The organism is Streptomyces sp. NPDC005648, from assembly GCF_040605395.1.
GTDB lineage: Bacteria > Actinomycetota > Actinomycetes > Streptomycetales > Streptomycetaceae > Streptomyces.
This window is the reverse complement of sequence record NZ_JBEXCS010000015.1, coordinates 94275-109853: the sequence shown is the minus strand read 5'-3', so window position 1 is coordinate 109853 and position 15579 is coordinate 94275. Positions and strand designations below refer to the sequence as shown.

Sequence of the window (15579 nt, the reverse complement as noted above, 5' to 3'; positions counted from 1 at the left end):
AAGGGGAAGCAAGATCCCCTGAGCAGGTCGACAAGGAGAGAACTCGTGGACGACGTTCTGCGGCGGAACCCGCTCTTCGCGGCGCTCGACGACGAGCAGGCCGCGGAGCTCCGCGCCTCCATGAGTGAGGTGACCCTCGCGCGCGGCGACTCGCTGTTCCACGAGGGCGACCCCGGTGACCGGCTGTACGTCGTCACCGAGGGCAAGGTCAAGCTGCACCGGACCTCGCCCGACGGGCGCGAGAACATGCTCGCCGTCGTCGGCCCCGGTGAGCTGATCGGCGAGCTGTCGCTCTTCGACCCCGGCCCGCGTACGGCCACGGCCACGGCGCTGACCGAGGTCAAGCTGCTGGGCCTCGGCCACGGCGACCTCCAGCCCTGGCTGAACGTCCGCCCCGAGGTCGCCGGCGCCCTGCTGCGCGCCGTCGCACGACGCCTGCGCAAGACCAACGACCAGATGTCCGACCTGGTCTTCTCGGACGTCCCCGGCCGGGTCGCCCGCGCCCTGCTGGACCTGTCCCGCCGCTTCGGCGTGCAGTCCGAGGAGGGCATCCACGTCGTCCACGACCTCACGCAGGAGGAGCTGGCCCAGCTGGTCGGCGCCTCACGCGAGACGGTCAACAAGGCGCTGGCCGACTTCGCGCAGCGGGGATGGCTCCGCCTGGAGGCACGGGCCGTCATCCTTCTGGACGTCGAACGACTGGCCAAGCGCTCGCGCTGACGTCGTTCCCGGAGCTCCGCTGCTGTAGTTGAGCCATGTCCGAAAGCGTGCCTTCCAAAGGTCTCGACCCCCAGGGCTACCTCGAGCGCGAAGGCTCTCTGGGCCGCGTCCCGCACGCCTTCCGCCCCGTCGTCGCCGCCGCCCGTGACCAGGTGCTCGGTCTCTTCGGCGCGCGGCTGCACAGCGCGTACCTGTACGGGTCGGTTCCGCGGGGCACCGCGCGCGTGGGGCGGAGCGATCTCGATCTGCTCGTCGCCCTGTACGAGGAGCCGAGCGACGCGGACCGGGAGGGCGTACGCGCGTTCGAGGAGGCGCTCGACAAGCTGTTCCCGCAGATCGACGGGGTCGGCACGCTGCTGTACGGGCGGGACCGGCTGCTGAGCGACATCGAGACGTACGACCTCGGATGGTTCGTCGCCTGTCTGTGCACGCCGTTGCTCGGGGAGGACCTCGCCGAGTACCTGCCCCGCTACCGGCCCGACACGCGGCTGGCCCGCGAGACCAACGGGGACCTCGCCCTGCTGCTGCCCCGCTGGCGGGAACGGATCGCCGGGGCCGAGGACGGCGACGCGGCCCGGCGGCCGATGGTGCGGTTCATGTCCCGGCATCTCGTGCGCACCGGGTTCACCCTGGTCATGCCCCGCTGGAACGGCTGGACCAGTGACCTGGCGGAGATGGCGGAGGCGTTCGGCGCGTACTACCCGCAGCGGGCCGAACAGATGAGCGCGGCGGCCGTACGGGGCTACGAGCCGACCGGTGACGCCGCCGTGCTGCGTTCCTACGTCGAGGACCTCGGGCCGTGGCTCGCCGACGAGTACGCGCGCGTGCACGGCGTGAAGGCCCCCAGGCCCGAGCGGTAGACCCCGGAGAAGCGCCAGGGCCAGGGCCGACCGGAAGGGCTAGATCAGGCCGTGCTCCTCCAGGTAGTCCAGTTGTGCCCGTACCGACAGCTCCGCCGCCGGCCACAGGGCGCGGTCCACGTCCGCGTACACGTGGGCGACGACCTGGGACGGGGTGCGGTGGCCGTCCTCGACCGCCGTCTCGACCTGGGCCAGGCGGTGGGCGCGGTGGGCGAGGTAGAACTCGACGGCGCCCTGGGCGTCCTCCAGGACGGGGCCGTGGCCGGGGAGCACCGTATGCACGCCGTCGTCGACGGTCAGCGAGCGCAGCCGTCGTAGCGAGTCCAGATAGTCGCCCAGGCGGCCGTCGGGATGCGCCACGACCGTCGTGCCGCGGCCGAGGACGGTGTCGCCGGTCAGAACGGCCTGATCGGCCGGGAGATGGAAGCACAGGGAGTCCGAGGTGTGCCCCGGTGTCGGGACCGCCCTCAGCTCCAGGCCGCCGACCGTGACCACGTCGCCCGCGCCCAGGCCCTCGTCGCCGAGCCGCAGCGCCGGGTCCAGGGCCCGCACCTTGGTCGCCGTCAGCTCGGCGAAGCGGGCGGCACCCTCCGCGTGGTCCGGGTGGCCGTGGGTGAGGAGGGTGAGGGCGATACGCCTGCCGGCCTTCTCGGCCGTGTCGACGACAGTGCGCAGATGCCCCTCGTCCAGCGGACCGGGGTCGACCACGACCGCCAGGCCGGAGTCCGGCTCGGCGAGGATCCAGGTGTTGGTGCCGTCGAGCGTCATCACCGAGGCGTTGGGCGCCAGGACGTTGACGGCCCGGGGGGTGGCGGGGCCCGTGAGAACCCCGCCCCTCGGGCGGCCTGGGAGAGCTGCTGCGTCGGTCATGCGGAGGCTCCACCGGTCGGAGGGGCGGTCGGGGCGTCGGTCGGAGGGGCGGTCGCGGCATCGGTCGGGATGTGTTTGGTGAACTCGTCGTGGCCCGGCCAGGTCAGCACGATCCGGCCGTCCTCCAGGCGGGCCCGCGCCAGTACGGGGGTCATGTCGCGGCCGGGGGCGGCGGCGAGCGCCTCCCCGGCGGTGGCGTACGCGGCCAGCTGACGCAGCGTGGCGATCGTGGGCGGCATCATCGTCAATTCGCCCTTGTCATAGCCGTCGGCGGCCTCCTGGGGGCGGATCCACACCGTGCGGTCGGCCTCCGTGGAGGCGTTGCGGGTGCGCTGGCCGTGCGGAAGGGCGGCGACGAAGAACCAGGTGTCGTAGCGGCGCGACTCGAACTCCGGGGTGATCCAGCGGGTCCAGGCGCCCAGCAGGTCCGACCGCAGGACCAGGCCCCTGCGGTCGAGGAACTCGGCGAAGGAGAGCTCCCGGGCGGCGACGGCCGCCCGGTCCGCCTCCCAGTCCTCGCCCGTGGTGTCGTCGACCACGGAGTCGGCGGAGGAACCGGCGAGCAGGACGCCCGCCTCCTCGTACGTCTCCCGTACGGCCGCGCAGACGATCGCCTGGGCCTCCCGCTCGTCGACACCCAGCCGCTCGGCCCACCACGCGCGCGTGGGGCCCGCCCAGCGGATGTGGTGCTCGTCGTCGCGGGGGTCCACGCCACCGCCCGGATACGCGTACGCGCCTCCGGCGAAGGCCATGGAGGCGCGTCTGCGCAGCATGTGGACGAAGGGACCGGAGTCGGTGTCCTTCAGGAGCATGACGGTGGCCGCGCGCCGGGGGGCGACCGGAGTGAGGGTGCCCTCCGCCAGCGCACGGATGCGTTCCGGCCAGTCCTGCGGAAACCACTGCCCATTCGCCATGGGCGGAGGCTATCCCGTGGTGCGCGAATGTTCGAGAGGTGCCCGGTGGCCGTACTGCCCGGTGGCCGTACCAGGGACTACGCCTCGGTCAGCTCCACCTGGATCTCCACCTCGACGGGCGCGTCCAGGGGCAGCACCGCCACGCCGACGGCGCTGCGCGCGTGCACGCCCTTGTCGCCGAGGACCGCGCCGAGCAGCTCGCTCGCGCCGTTGACCACTCCGGGCTGACCGGTGAAGTCCACGGCGGAGGCGACGAAGCCGACGACCTTCACCACGCGCGCGATGCGGTCCAGGTCACCGGTGACGGACTTCACGGCGGCCAGGGCGTTCAGCGCACAGGTGCGGGCCAGGTCCTTGGCCTCCTCCGCGGTGACCTCGGCGCCGACCTTGCCGGTGACGGGCAGCTTGCCGTCCACCATGGGGAGCTGGCCGGAGGTGTACACGTAGGAACCCGTCCGCACGGCCGGCTGGTAGGCGGCCAGCGGCGGCACGACCTCCGGCAGGGTCAGGCCGAGTTCGGCGAGCTTCGCCTCGACCGCGCCCATTACGGCTTCTCCCGCTTCAGGTAGGCCACCAGCTGCTCGGGGTTGTTCGGCCCGGGCACGACCTGGACGAGCTCCCAGCCGTCCTCGCCCCAGGTGTCCAGGATCTGCTTCGTCGCGTGGACGAGCAGCGGCACGGTCGCGTATTCCCACTTCTTGGTCATGTGGCCGACTCTAGCCCCTGGTCGCGCACGTTCCGTGGCCGAGTTGTCCACAGGCTGCCGCGTGATCGGCACAGGGACTGGTTAGGCTCGAAGACGTGAGCAGGCTCCAGGTCGTCAGCGGCAAGGGCGGGACCGGAAAGACCACGGTCGCCGCCGCCCTCGCGCTGGCCCTCGCGACCGAGGGGAAGCGGACGCTTCTCGTCGAGGTCGAGGGGCGCCAGGGCATCGCGCAGCTCTTCGAAACGGAAGCGCTGCCCTACGAGGAGCGGAAGATCGCCGTCGCTCCAGGGGGCGGGGAGGTGTACGCCCTCGCCATCGACCCCGAACTGGCCCTTCTGGACTACCTCCAGATGTTCTACAAGCTCGGGGGCGCCGGCAGAGCCCTGAAGAAACTCGGCGCGATCGACTTCGCCACCACCGTCGCGCCGGGCCTCAGGGACGTCCTGCTGACCGGCAAGGCGTGCGAGGCGGTACGCAGGAAGGAGAAGAGCGGACGGTTCGCCTACGACTACGTCGTGATGGACGCCCCGCCGACGGGCCGTATCACCCGCTTCCTGAACGTCAACGACGAGGTGGCCGGCCTCGCGAAGATAGGGCCGATACACAATCAGGCACAGGCCGTGATGCGGGTGCTGAAGTCGGCCGAGACGGCCGTGCACCTGGTGACGCTGCTCGAGGAGATGCCGGTCCAGGAGACCGCCGACGGCATCGCCGAACTGCGCGCCGCGAAGCTGCCGGTGGGACGGATCATCGTCAACATGGTGCGTCCCGAGGTGTTGGACGGGGCGGACCTGGAACTCGTAGGGGACGTGCCGCGTTCCTCCGTCGCGAAGGCACTGTCGGCGGCGGGGCTGGGCGGGGCGCGGCGGGGCGGCAACGCCGAGAAGCTGGTGGACCCGCTGCTGAGGCAGGCCGAGGAGTACGCCGAGCGGTACGCGCTGGAGCAGGAACAGCGCTCGGTGCTCGGCGGGTTGGACCTGCCGCTGCACGAACTGCCGCTGCTCGCCGAGGGCATGGACCTGGCGGGCCTGTACGAGCTGGCCACGGAGCTGCGGAAGCAGGGGATGTCATGAGCCCGAACCCGGACCGTGCGCAGCACGGCCTGTCCTCCGCACGCGTGCTCGACGTCGACCCGTTGATCGACGACCCGGGGACCCGGATCGTGGTGTGCTGCGGCTCGGGCGGTGTGGGCAAGACCACCACGGCGGCGGCGCTCGGGCTCAGGGCCGCCGAGCGCGGGCGCAAGGTGGTCGTCCTGACCATCGACCCGGCCCGCCGGCTCGCCCAGTCCATGGGCATCGACTCGCTGGACAACACCCCGCGCCGGGTGAAGGACGTCGAGGGCGACGGCGAACTGCACGCCATGATGCTCGACATGAAGCGCACCTTCGACGAGATCGTCGAGGCGCACGCGGACCGCGAGCGGGCGGCCGCCATCCTGTCGAACCCCTTCTACCAGTCGCTCTCCGCGGGCTTCGCCGGCACGCAGGAGTACATGGCGATGGAGAAGCTGGGCCAGCTGCGCGCGCGGGACGAGTGGGACCTGATCGTCGTGGACACCCCGCCCTCCCGCTCGGCGCTGGACTTCCTTGACGCGCCCAAGCGGCTCGGCTCGTTCCTCGACGGCCGGCTGATCCGGCTGCTGACGGCGCCGGCCAAGCTCGGCGGCCGGGCCGGAATGAAGTTCCTGAACGTCGGGATGTCGATGATGACCGGCACTCTCGGCAAGCTGCTGGGCGGCCAGCTCCTCAAGGACGTCCAGACGTTCGTGGCCGCGATGGACACCACCTTCGGCGGCTTCCGCACCCGCGCGGACGCCACGTACAAGCTGCTGCAGGCGCCCGGGACGGCGTTCCTGGTGGTCGCGGCGCCGGAGCGGGACGCACTCAGGGAGGCCGCGTACTTCGTGGAGCGGCTCGCGGCCGAGGACATGCCGCTCGCCGGACTGGTGCTCAACCGGGTCCACGGCAGCGGCGCCGACCAGCTGTCGGCCGAGCGTGCGCTCGCCGCCGCGGAAAATCTTGTGGAGCCCCGCATTGTCGATCAGGACGGCGGGAAAGCTGGACTTCGTAACTCTCCCGACACGTACGGCAGTTCAGAATCTCCCGCATCCGGGCCCGCAGAGCCCGCCGATACCGACGCCCCCCGGCCCACCGCGTCCGCCGCGTCCGAGACCAACTCCCCCGGTCCGGACGCCGAGGACCAGGGCGTGGACCGGCTCACGGCAGGCCTGTTGAGGCTGCACGCCGAACGTATGCGGCTGCTCTCGCGCGAGCAGCGCACGCGTGACCGCTTCACCGCGCTCCACCCCGAGGTGGCGGTGGCCGAAGTAGCCGCGCTGCCCGGTGATGTGCACGACCTCGCGGGGCTGCGGAACATCGGTGACCGGCTCGCGGCCAACCGGCCGGAGCTGCCCGAATCCGTCGTCGACTGAGCCGAGGGGTGCCCTCAGCTCACCGCCGCGTAGTTCTCGTACACCTCGTCGTCGTCGAGCGGCAGGATGCCCACGCCGCGTTCGTATTCCACCCGAGCCGTCTCAAGGAGCCGGCGCCAGGAGGTCACGGTGGGCCGCCTGCGCAGCAGTGCGCGGCGCTCCCGCTCCGTCATGCCTCCCCACACGCCGAACTCGACGCGATTGTCCAGCGCGTCAGCCAGGCATTCGGTGCGTACCGGACATCCGGTGCACACCGCCTTGGCCCTGTTCTGCGCTGCTCCCTGAACGAACAGTTCATCCGGATCGGTAGTGCGGCAGGCGGCCTGCGCACTCCAGTCGGTTACCCAGCCCATACCGGCGCCGTCCTCTCCCGAATCGAGGCTCCCCCACGGCGGCAGCGGCATATTCACCGCCGCCAGTTGAGGACGTTACGGAAGGTGGGCACAGCGCAACACCCCCAGCGGGCCCAATCTTGAATGGCCCGAACGGACTATGCGTAAGCGGCAGATCACCCGGGGGAGTGAGCTGGCGACATGCGTGACTTTCCCGGCAAACCGGGACAGTTCCATGGAGTCACAACGGACACCACCCGACACACAAGGCGGATTCGGACACGTCCCCCTCAAAAAAATCGGGGAACCTCCGGAACGATTCGGGGTCGCCGGACGTATTGATACGTGGTCCTACTGCTGTGACAGTTGAGAGCAGCTTAGGCCAAGGCATATACGCGTGTCCGGCGATTGAGAACGTAGGCTGCCCTCATGCCAAAGAAGCGCTCGGGCGGTGGTCTGTCCTCAACTCAGCAGGCCGCCAAGTTCCTCGGTGTCAGTGTGCTCGCCGGTGCCGTCATGGCCGGGATCGCGCTGCCCGCCTTCGGCGCGCTCGGCCTGGCGGCCAAGGGGTCGGTGGAGAGCTTCGACGAGCTCCCGGCCAACCTCAAGACGCCGCCGCTGAGCCAGCGCACCACCATCCTCGACGCCGACGGCGGCCAGATCGCAACGGTGTACTCGCGCGACCGTACGGTCGTCCCCCTCAAGGACATGTCGCCGTACATGCAGAAGGCGATCGTCGCGATCGAGGACGCGCGCTTCTACAAGCACGGCGCGATCGACCTGAAGGGCGTCCTGCGCGCCCTCAACAAGAACGCGCAGAGCGGCGGGGTGTCCCAGGGCGCCTCCACGCTCACCCAGCAGCTCGTGAAGAACGTCGCGATCGAGGAGGCCGGCGACGACCCGACGAAGGTCGCCGAGGCCACCCAGCAGACGATCGGCCGCAAGATCAAGGAGCTGAAGTACGCGATCCAGCTCGAGGAAGAGCTCGGCAAGAAGAAGATCCTCGAGAACTACCTGAACATCACGTTCTTCGGCGAGCAGGCCTACGGTGTCGAGGCCGCCTCCCAGCGCTACTTCTCCAAGCACGCCAAGGACCTCAACGTCCAGCAGGCGGCCCTGCTGGCGGGCATCGTCCAGTCCCCGAGCCGCTACGACCCGGTCAACGACGCCACGGAGGCCACCAAGCGCCGTAACGTCGTGCTGCAGCGCATGGCGGACCTCGGCGACATCTCCCAGGCGGAGGCCGACACGGCCAAGAAGACACCGCTGGGCCTGAACCCGAGCCAGCCGAAGAACGGCTGCATCACCGCCGTGAAGGGCGCCGGGTTCTTCTGCGACTACGTCCGCGAGGTCTTCCTCACCGACCCGATCTTCGGCAAGACCAGGGAGGCTCGGGCCAAGGTCTGGAACCAGGGCGGTCTGACGATCCGTACCACCCTCGACCCGCAGTCCCAGAAGTCGGTCCAGGCGTCGATCAAGGAGCACGTCTACAAGACCGACGCCGTGGCCACGGCCGCGACCATCGTCGAGCCCGGCACCGGCAAGATCCTCGCGATGGGCCAGTCGCGGCCGTACGGCTTCGGGAAGCACGAGACGCAGATCAACCTGTCGGTGAACCAGGCCTCGGGCGGCGGCGCGGGCTACCAGCCCGGTTCGACGTTCAAGCCGATCGTGGCCGCGGCCGCCATCGAGGGCGGCACACCGGCGACCCAGTCGTACTCCTCGCCGTACAAGATGAACTACCCGAGCCCGGTCTCCATCTGTGACGGCAAGCAGTGGCGGGACGACCCGTACAAGCCGACCGAGCTCACGAACGAGAGCGAGTCGGAGCACGGGCCGTACAGCATGAAGCAGGCGACGGCGAAGTCGGTCAACACCTACTACGTGCAGCTGATCAGCGACATCGGTATCTGCCCGGTCATCGAGATGGCCAAGAAGATGGGCGTGGAGCGCGCGGACGGCGCGAAGATGCGGCAGGCGCCCTCCATCGCGCTCGGCACCCAGGAGATGTCACCGCTGACGATGGCGAACGCGTACGCGACCTTCGCCTCGCGCGGCATGTACTGCACGCCGGTCGCCATCGAGTCCATCAGCCAGCGGATCGGCGACAAGACGAAGTCCCTGGAAGTCCCGAAGTCGACCTGCTCGCGCGCGATGTCGGAGAAGACCGCCGACACCGTGACGACGCTGCTCAAGGGCGTGGTCGAGGACGGTACCGGTCAGCAGGCCGGCCTCAGCGACCGCCCGAGCGCCGGTAAGACCGGTACCACGGACAACCGCTACGCCGCCTGGTTCGTCGGCTTCACCCCGAACATGGCGGGCGCTGTCTGGGTCGGCGACCCGTCCCACAAGCGCCAGATGAAGAACATCAGCATCGGCGGCGTCTGGAACGAGAAGGTCTACGGCGGTCAGGTCCCGGGCCCGATCTGGCGCGACATGATGACCGGCGCCCTCGACGGCAGGCCGGTGGAGCAGTTCAACCTCGTCAACATCCCCGACGGCAACAAGGGCAAGGGGAACGGCAACGACGACGGCAACAACGGCGGCAACAACGGCAACACCGACGGCGGCCTGACCAACGGCGGCAACGACACGGCCGGCACCGGCTTCCCGTCCCCCACCTTCTCCTTCCCGGACAACCTGTTCCAGGGCACGAGCAACGGGAACGGCAACGGGAACGGCGGCCGCAGGGGCTAGTCGCCCTCCGGCACGAGCGGACCTGATGCGGACGGCACACTGTCACGCGAGGACGTGGAGCAGGTCCTCGCGACGGAGACGGGCAACGGGCACGGCAACGGCCTGTTGTTCGGGCTCCGCGAGGCGGACAGCCGTACGCGGGCCGTCGTCCGCTTCTCCCGCCTCTACCGGCGCTCCGCCTCCCTCCTCGGCCCCGCCCAGACCATGGCCGACCGCTGCTTCACGGTCGGCCTCCCGACGACGGCGGCCAAGCGAGGACAGGTCCGCGTCGTGGCGCATGGGGCGGGCGAGTCTTGTACGGCGGTGGCGGCGACGGGGCTTGAGGGAAGGGGCGGGGCGGAGGGTGCTCGAGGGAGCCGGGGCGGGGTGCGAATGTCGGCCTGAGAGCGGGCCCGGTTGCCGTACGGCTGTGTCACAGTCGTCGTATAGCTGATCAGTTGCCGTATGGCCGATCAGTTGCCGTACGGCCGACCAGTTGCCGTATTGGCCGAGCAGTCGGCGTAGTAGTCCCTCAGTCGGCCAACTGCTTCTTCACCGCGGCGGCGACACGCCCGCCCTCGGCCAGGCCGGCCACCTTCGGGTTCACGATCTTCATGACGGCGCCCATGGCCCGCGGCCCCTCGGCACCCGCGGCCTTCGCCTCCTCGACGGCGGCGGCGACGATCCCGCCCAGCTCCTCGTCGCTCAGCTGCTTGGGCAGGTACTCGGCGAGCACCTCGCCCTCCGCCTTCTCCCGCTCGGCGCTCTCGGCGCGACCACCCTGCGCGAAGGCGTCAGCCGCCTCGCGACGCTTCTTCGCCTCCTTGCCGATCACCGTGAGCACCTCGTCGTCGGAGAGTTCGCGCTTCGTCTTGCCCGCGACCTCCTCCTTGGTGATCGCGGCGAGCGTCAGCCGGAGCGTCGAGGAGCGGAGCTCGTTGCGCTCCTTGATCGCGGCGTTGAGGTCTTCCTGCAGCTTCGACTTGAGCGTGGTGGTCATGGGTTTGATTGTCGCAGGTGCGGATGGGCCGATGCCCGCCGATTTACGGGCGGGACCTGAGGGGTGGTGTGGCAGAGGCCCCTGCCCCTGTTTTGAGGGACCGTGGGGCTCGGGGGCCCTGTCCGGTCTGACACGATGGAAGTATGCGCGCTCGATACGGAGTACCTCTGGGGATCGCGGCGGCCGGCGCCGCCGGTGTGGCTTACGCGGCGGGTTTCGAGGCCCGTTCCTTCCGGCTGCGACGGGTGACGGTCCCCGTCCTCCCCGACGGGATGCGCCCGCTGCGTGTCCTGCAGGTCTCCGACATCCACATGGTGAGCGGCCAGCGCAAGAAGCAGCGCTGGCTGCGCTCGCTGGCCGGGCTGCGCCCCGACTTCGTGATCAACACGGGCGACAACCTGTCCGACCCCGAGGGCGTTCCGGAGGTCCTGGACGCGCTGGGCCCGCTGATGGAGTTCCCCGGCGCGTATGTCTTCGGCTCGAACGACTACTACGGCCCCCGGTTCCGCAACCCGGCCCGCTACCTGGTGGAGAAGGCCGTCGGCCGCCATGGTCTGAACGGCAACCCGCCGGTCGTCGGCGCGATCCACAACCCGTGGGAGGACCTGCGGGACGGCTTCGACGCGGCGGGCTGGCTCAACCTGACGAACACGCGGGGCACGCTGAAGATCGAGGGCGCGTCGGTGGAGCTGACCGGCCTGGACGACCCGCACATCAAGCGCGACCGGTACCACGAGGTGGCGGGTGGTCCGTCCGGATCGTCGGACTTCTCGATGGGGGTCGTGCACGCGCCGTATCTACGCGTCCTGGACTCGTACGCGGCCGACGGCTACCCCCTGATCCTCGCCGGCCACACCCACGGCGGCCAGCTCTGCATCCCTTTCTACGGCGCTCTGGTCACCAACTGCGACCTGGACACGGAAAGGGTGAAGGGGCTGTCACGGCACACGGCGGAGGGTCGGACGTCGTACCTCCACGTATCAGCGGGCTGCGGCACGAACCGCTTCACACCGGTGCGGTTCGCCTGTCCGCCTGAGGTGACGTTGTTGACGTTGGTGGGGCGGGGGAAGTGAGGGGCGGGGAGTAGGCCCAGGCCCGGCAATAGGGGGCGGCGACGACCGTAGCCGCGAGCGCCGGCGCACGCGATGACCGTAGTCGTGGGGCGCGGGGGCGGGTCGTTTGCGCTGCATGCCGGATGCCGAGCGTTGCCGGGGTGTCCGCTCTAGCCGTGGGGCCACAGAACCGCACGATCAACCCGCACGGGTCGCCCCCACGATTAACCCGCACGGCTCGCCCGCCTCGCCCGATATGCCCCCTATGTCTACCTTGGGGTCATGACCGCCCCGATACCCAGGGACATCCCGGACCTCCCCGCGGTCCCGGGCGTGCCCGCGCTGCTGCCCTCTCCCGTCCCCGCCACGGCGGTGGTGGCCCCCGTACGACGCCCCCTGACCGCGATCTTCCGCCTGCTGGTCGCCCTGGCGGCGGCAGGGGCGGTGACGATCGATCTGCTGCTGGGCAGCCCGGTACGGGTGCTGAGCTACTTCACGATCCAGAGCAACGTGCTGCTGGCGCTGGTCTTCGCGGCGTCGGCACGCCGGGCGTGGACGGCCCGGCGCCCCCTCTCCTCGACACTGACCGGCGCGACGCTCCTCTACATCACGATCACGGCCCTGGTGTACCACCTGCTGCTGGCCAAGGCGTCCACGCCGTTCTCCATGACCGGTGGGACGACCCCGCCGACCGGCTGGCACTGGGTCACCAACCAGGTGCTGCACACGGCGGTGCCGATCGCGGCGGCGCTGGACTGGCTGCTCCTGACGGCCCCCGGTCGCCTGCACCTCCGCCAGGCGGCGCCGTGGCTGCTCTATCCCCTGGCCTACCTGGCGTTCTCCTTCGTCCGAGGCGAACTGATCGTCCCCGGCACGCCGGGGCGCTACCTCTACCCCTTCCTGGACGTCGACCTGCACGGCTACAAGAGCGTTCTGGGCAACGCCCTCCTCCTCGGCCTCGCCTTCTACGCCCTCGCGGTCCTCCTGATCGCCATCGACCACGCCCGCCCGAACCCCGTCCGCCACCGCGTCCATCACCGCGCGAAAACCGGATTTCGTCTACAGCCACCGGTGGGCTAAAGTAAACGACGTCGCCACGACAAGCAGGCCATACGGACTGTGAAGCGCAGCGACATCGGGGTGTAGCGCAGCTTGGCAGCGCGCTTCGTTCGGGACGAAGAGGTCGTGGGTTCAAATCCCGCCACCCCGACAGTCGTAACACGGGTCAGGCCCGGCGCTGAGAGATCAGCGCCGGGCCTGACCTGTGTTGCGGGCCCCGCTTCGGGAGCAATTGGGGAGCCGACTTCCAACGATCGACACGCTCCGATGGTCTCCGTCAAATGACGGGCAGTTCGCACTGGTCACCCGCATCGGGGCCGGAGCCGACCCCGTCACGTCGGACATTGCGACGGGGCACTTCTACCTGGAGCACAGCCATCACCCGGACCGGCTGCTCCCGCATAGCTTCAAGCACCGGGGTCTCCCTGCCAACCGACAGGGTGCCCGACTCCGACTCCGTATGCCAACCGGCGCCGGGCACCGGAGCCGCCGCCGCAGGCGAGAAATGCCGCCCACGTTCCTGGCCCCCGCCGTCTCGCCAACCGTTCTACGGATGAGCGGATGAGCGGATCGTATGGCTGGGGCGCGGGCCGCTACTTCCCGAACGAGCGCGGCGTCAGATCCCTGAGGTGTTTCGCATACGCGATCTCATGCCTCGGATGCCAGGCGGAGGCTCTCCTCCACCGCCCTCCGTATGTCCTCGATCGGGAACAGCGCGTGGCGGACTGTCTGGGTGGCGTCGATGATCAGGATCAGGCGTTTGTGGCGGAGGCGGTCCGCGGCGCGGAACGTGGGGAGCCTCAGGGCGGCGGTCAGTTTGTGGGTGGTGTCGGAGAGGAGGGGGTAGGGGATGTTCTCGGCCTGGATGAACTCCGCCTGTTCGTACGGGAGTTGGGTGCTGACGCCGCGTAGCGCCACGCCTGCTCGGCGGAAGTCCGGCCAGGCGTCCGTGAAGAGGCGGTGTTCCAGGGTGCAGCCCGCCGCTCCCGGGATCGGGCCCCACTCGACTCCCGTGCCGGGGTAGGTGAAGAGGACCGTGGCGGTCGACTCCGGTGGGGCGATCGGCAGTGACTTGCCTTCGGGGCCCGGGAGTTCGAGGTCGGAAGGCAGGCGGTTGCCCACCAGGCTGTGCACCCGGGCGTGTTCCGCTCCGTCCGCCTCCGCCGTTGCCGTCAGGGTGCCGTCCCCCAGCAGCCAACGGTCGCCCCAGTCCTGCATCGCGACCAGCAAAGGCAACAGGGCCACCCCCGCGTCGGTCAGCAGGTACTCGTAGCGCACCGGGCGGCGCTGGTAGAGGCTGCGGCTCAGGACTCCGCTCGCGACCAGGCGGCCCAGGCGCTCGGTCAGCACCTTTCGCGACAGGCCGATCTCGGAGGCGAGGGCGTCGAAGCGGACATGGCCGCGGGCGATCTCGCGCAGCACCAGGACATTCCACCAGTCGCCCAGGACCAGGGCGGCCTGGGCGATGCCGCAGGTCTCGTCGGCGTTGTGCATCCTCATGCGCCCATAGTAAGTTCCTTTTCGGGACTCACTTTGTTTCATTAATGAACTTAGGAGTGACAGCGTGACCGTCATCAGCCGGGTCGTCGCACGGGAGATCATCGACAGCCGGGGGAATCCGACCGTCGAGGTGGACGTCGAACTCAGGGACGGGTCGCTCGGTCGCGCGGCCGTCCCCTCCGGGGCCTCCACCGGGGCCCGCGAAGCGGTCGAACTGCGGGACGGCGATCCGACCCGCTACCACGGCAAGGGAGTTCGACGGGCCGTCGACGCCGTGAACGAGAGCATCGCGGACGCCGTGATCGGGCTCGACGCCGAGGACCAGGCGACCGTGGACCGCACGATGATCGAACTGGACGGCACCGACACCAAGTCGCGGCTCGGCGCCAACGCCCTCCTCGGCGTCTCCCTCGCCACCGCCAAGGCCGCCGCTGCAGCGCACCGCCTCCCCCTGTACCGCTACGTCGGCGGGGTCGACGCCCGTCTCCTCCCGGTGCCGATGATGAACATCGTCAACGGCGGTGCCCACGCCGACAATCCGCTCGACTTCCAGGAGTTCATGATCGCGCCGGTCGGCGCGGCCACCTTCGCCGAGGCCGTCCGTATGGGGTCCGAGGTCTTCCACACCCTGCGCCGGAACCTGCTCGCCGCCGGCCACAGCGTGAACGTCGGCGACGAGGGCGGCTTCGCACCCGATCTGCGCACGGCGGACGAGGCGTTGGACTTCGTCGTACGGGCCATCGAGCAGACCGGGTACAAGCCCGGCACCGACATCACCCTCGTCATGGACCCGGCCACGTCGGAGTTCTTCCGTGACGGGGTGTACGACTACGCGGGCGAGGGAGTACGCCGTACCCCCGCCGAACACATCGACTATCTCGCCGCCCTCGTCGACCGTTATCCCGTCGCCTCCATCGAGGATCCGATGGCCGAGGACGACCACGAGGGCTGGCGGGAGCTGACGGGGCGCCTCGGGGGGCGCTGCCAGCTCACCGGTGACGATGTCTTCTGCACCAACGAGACCCTGCTGCGGGCCGGGATCCGCGACGGCGTCGCCAACTCCGTCCTGGTGAAGGTCAATCAGATCGGCACCCTGACGGAGACGCTGGCGACCGTGGGCACGGCGCATCGTGCCGGGTACACCGTCGTCATGTCCCACCGTTCCGGTGAGACCGAGGACACCACTATTGCCGATCTCGCCGTCGCGACGGGGTGTGGGCAGATCAAGACGGGGTCGTTGTCCCGGGCGGACCGGACTGCCAAGTACAACCAGCTTGTGCGGATCGAGGAGGAGTTGGGGGCGCAGGCTCGGTACGCGGGGCGAGAGGTGTTGGGGTTGCGGGGGTAGCGGGGGTGCGGTGAGGGGTTGTTGGGCGAGTGCGGGTGGGTGGGGGCTGGTGGGTGGGGGCTGGTCGCGCAGTTCCCCGCGCCCCCTGAAAAGCAGGGCGTGCAGCCG

16 protein-coding genes and 1 tRNA gene are annotated in these 15579 nt (G+C 69.9%); 10 read left to right on the top strand and 7 right to left on the bottom strand.

From position 1 onward, the window contains the following. The first annotated feature begins 45 nt into the window (after positions 1 to 45). Positions 46 to 720 (top strand): Crp/Fnr family transcriptional regulator, encoded by a 675-nt coding sequence (locus ABZT17_RS11815; RefSeq protein ID WP_058924095.1) that lies wholly within the window; start codon positions 46 to 48, stop codon positions 718 to 720. 35 nt (positions 721 to 755) lie between these two features. Continuing rightward, positions 756 to 1580, top strand: a complete 825-nt coding sequence (locus ABZT17_RS11810; protein ID WP_356346935.1) for a nucleotidyltransferase domain-containing protein — start codon at positions 756 to 758, stop codon at positions 1578 to 1580. Positions 1581 to 1619: 39 nt separating this feature from the next. Here the strand turns inward: ABZT17_RS11810 and ABZT17_RS11805 are convergent, their stop codons facing one another. The 4 genes from ABZT17_RS11805 to ABZT17_RS11790 form a co-directional block, all read right to left on the bottom strand. Continuing rightward, positions 1620 to 2450 (bottom strand): MBL fold metallo-hydrolase, encoded by an 831-nt coding sequence (locus ABZT17_RS11805; protein ID WP_356346933.1) that lies wholly within the window; start codon positions 2448 to 2450, stop codon positions 1620 to 1622. Beyond that, positions 2447 to 3364: an NUDIX hydrolase gene (locus tag ABZT17_RS11800; RefSeq protein WP_356346931.1), complete on the bottom strand. Its 918-nt coding sequence runs from the start codon at positions 3362 to 3364 to the stop codon at positions 2447 to 2449. Before ABZT17_RS11800 ends, ABZT17_RS11805 begins: the two co-directional genes overlap by 4 nt. A gap of 77 nt (positions 3365 to 3441) precedes the next feature. Next, positions 3442 to 3909, bottom strand: coding sequence for a RidA family protein (locus ABZT17_RS11795; protein WP_356346929.1), 468 nt, complete (start codon positions 3907 to 3909; stop codon positions 3442 to 3444). Beyond that, positions 3909 to 4070, bottom strand: coding sequence for a DUF4177 domain-containing protein (locus ABZT17_RS11790; protein WP_229348326.1), 162 nt, complete (start codon positions 4068 to 4070; stop codon positions 3909 to 3911). Before ABZT17_RS11790 ends, ABZT17_RS11795 begins: the two co-directional genes overlap by 1 nt. Positions 4071 to 4165: 95 nt before the next feature. Here ABZT17_RS11790 and ABZT17_RS11785 point away from each other — a divergent pair, with 95 nt between their 5' ends. Continuing rightward, positions 4166 to 5143, top strand: coding sequence for an ArsA-related P-loop ATPase (locus ABZT17_RS11785; protein ID WP_356346925.1), 978 nt, complete (start codon positions 4166 to 4168; stop codon positions 5141 to 5143). Then, positions 5140 to 6504, top strand: a complete 1365-nt coding sequence (locus tag ABZT17_RS11780; RefSeq protein ID WP_356346923.1) for an ArsA family ATPase — start codon at positions 5140 to 5142, stop codon at positions 6502 to 6504. Before ABZT17_RS11785 ends, ABZT17_RS11780 begins: the two co-directional genes overlap by 4 nt. Before the next feature lie 14 nt (positions 6505 to 6518). On the opposite strand, the gene wblA is transcribed toward ABZT17_RS11780, so the two are convergent. After that, a complete protein-coding gene (wblA, locus tag ABZT17_RS11775) occupies positions 6519 to 6857 on the bottom strand; it encodes a transcriptional regulator WblA (RefSeq protein WP_058924101.1) in 339 nt (112 codons plus the stop codon). Between the two features lie 408 nt (positions 6858 to 7265). On the opposite strand from wblA, the gene ABZT17_RS11770 reads away from it, so the two are divergent. Together ABZT17_RS11770 and ABZT17_RS11765 are read left to right on the top strand one after the other, a co-directional pair. Next, positions 7266 to 9533, top strand: coding sequence for a transglycosylase domain-containing protein (locus ABZT17_RS11770; protein ID WP_356346920.1), 2268 nt, complete (start codon positions 7266 to 7268; stop codon positions 9531 to 9533). 54 nt (positions 9534 to 9587) lie between these two features. Continuing rightward, entirely contained in the window at positions 9588 to 9917 is a 330-nt protein-coding gene (locus ABZT17_RS11765; RefSeq protein WP_356346918.1) for a hypothetical protein, read from the top strand. Between the two features lie 127 nt (positions 9918 to 10044). Here the strand turns inward: ABZT17_RS11765 and ABZT17_RS11760 are convergent, their stop codons facing one another. Then, positions 10045 to 10512 carry a GatB/YqeY domain-containing protein gene (locus tag ABZT17_RS11760; RefSeq protein ID WP_356346915.1) on the bottom strand — a complete coding sequence of 156 codons (468 nt, stop codon included), beginning with the start codon at positions 10510 to 10512 and terminating at the stop codon, positions 10045 to 10047. Between the two features lie 143 nt (positions 10513 to 10655). On the opposite strand from ABZT17_RS11760, the gene ABZT17_RS11755 reads away from it, so the two are divergent. The 3 genes from ABZT17_RS11755 (at position 10656) to ABZT17_RS11745 (ending at position 12774) form a co-directional block, all read left to right on the top strand. Next, complete coding sequence (locus ABZT17_RS11755; protein WP_356346912.1) at positions 10656 to 11585, top strand: metallophosphoesterase; 930 nt, start codon at positions 10656 to 10658, stop codon at positions 11583 to 11585. A gap of 261 nt (positions 11586 to 11846) precedes the next feature. Further along, entirely contained in the window at positions 11847 to 12644 is a 798-nt protein-coding gene (locus ABZT17_RS11750) for a Pr6Pr family membrane protein (protein WP_356346910.1), read from the top strand. Between the two features lie 56 nt (positions 12645 to 12700). Then, a tRNA-Pro gene (locus tag ABZT17_RS11745) sits at positions 12701 to 12774 on the top strand. Positions 12775 to 13271: 497 nt separating this feature from the next. Here the strand turns inward: ABZT17_RS11745 and ABZT17_RS11740 are convergent. After that, entirely contained in the window at positions 13272 to 14123 is an 852-nt protein-coding gene (locus ABZT17_RS11740; RefSeq protein WP_356346907.1) for a winged helix-turn-helix transcriptional regulator, read from the bottom strand. Between the two features lie 64 nt (positions 14124 to 14187). On the opposite strand from ABZT17_RS11740, the gene eno reads away from it, so the two are divergent. Beyond that, a complete protein-coding gene (gene eno / locus ABZT17_RS11735) occupies positions 14188 to 15471 on the top strand; it encodes a phosphopyruvate hydratase (protein WP_356346904.1) in 1284 nt (427 codons plus the stop codon). Positions 15472 to 15579: the final 108 nt, after the last annotated feature.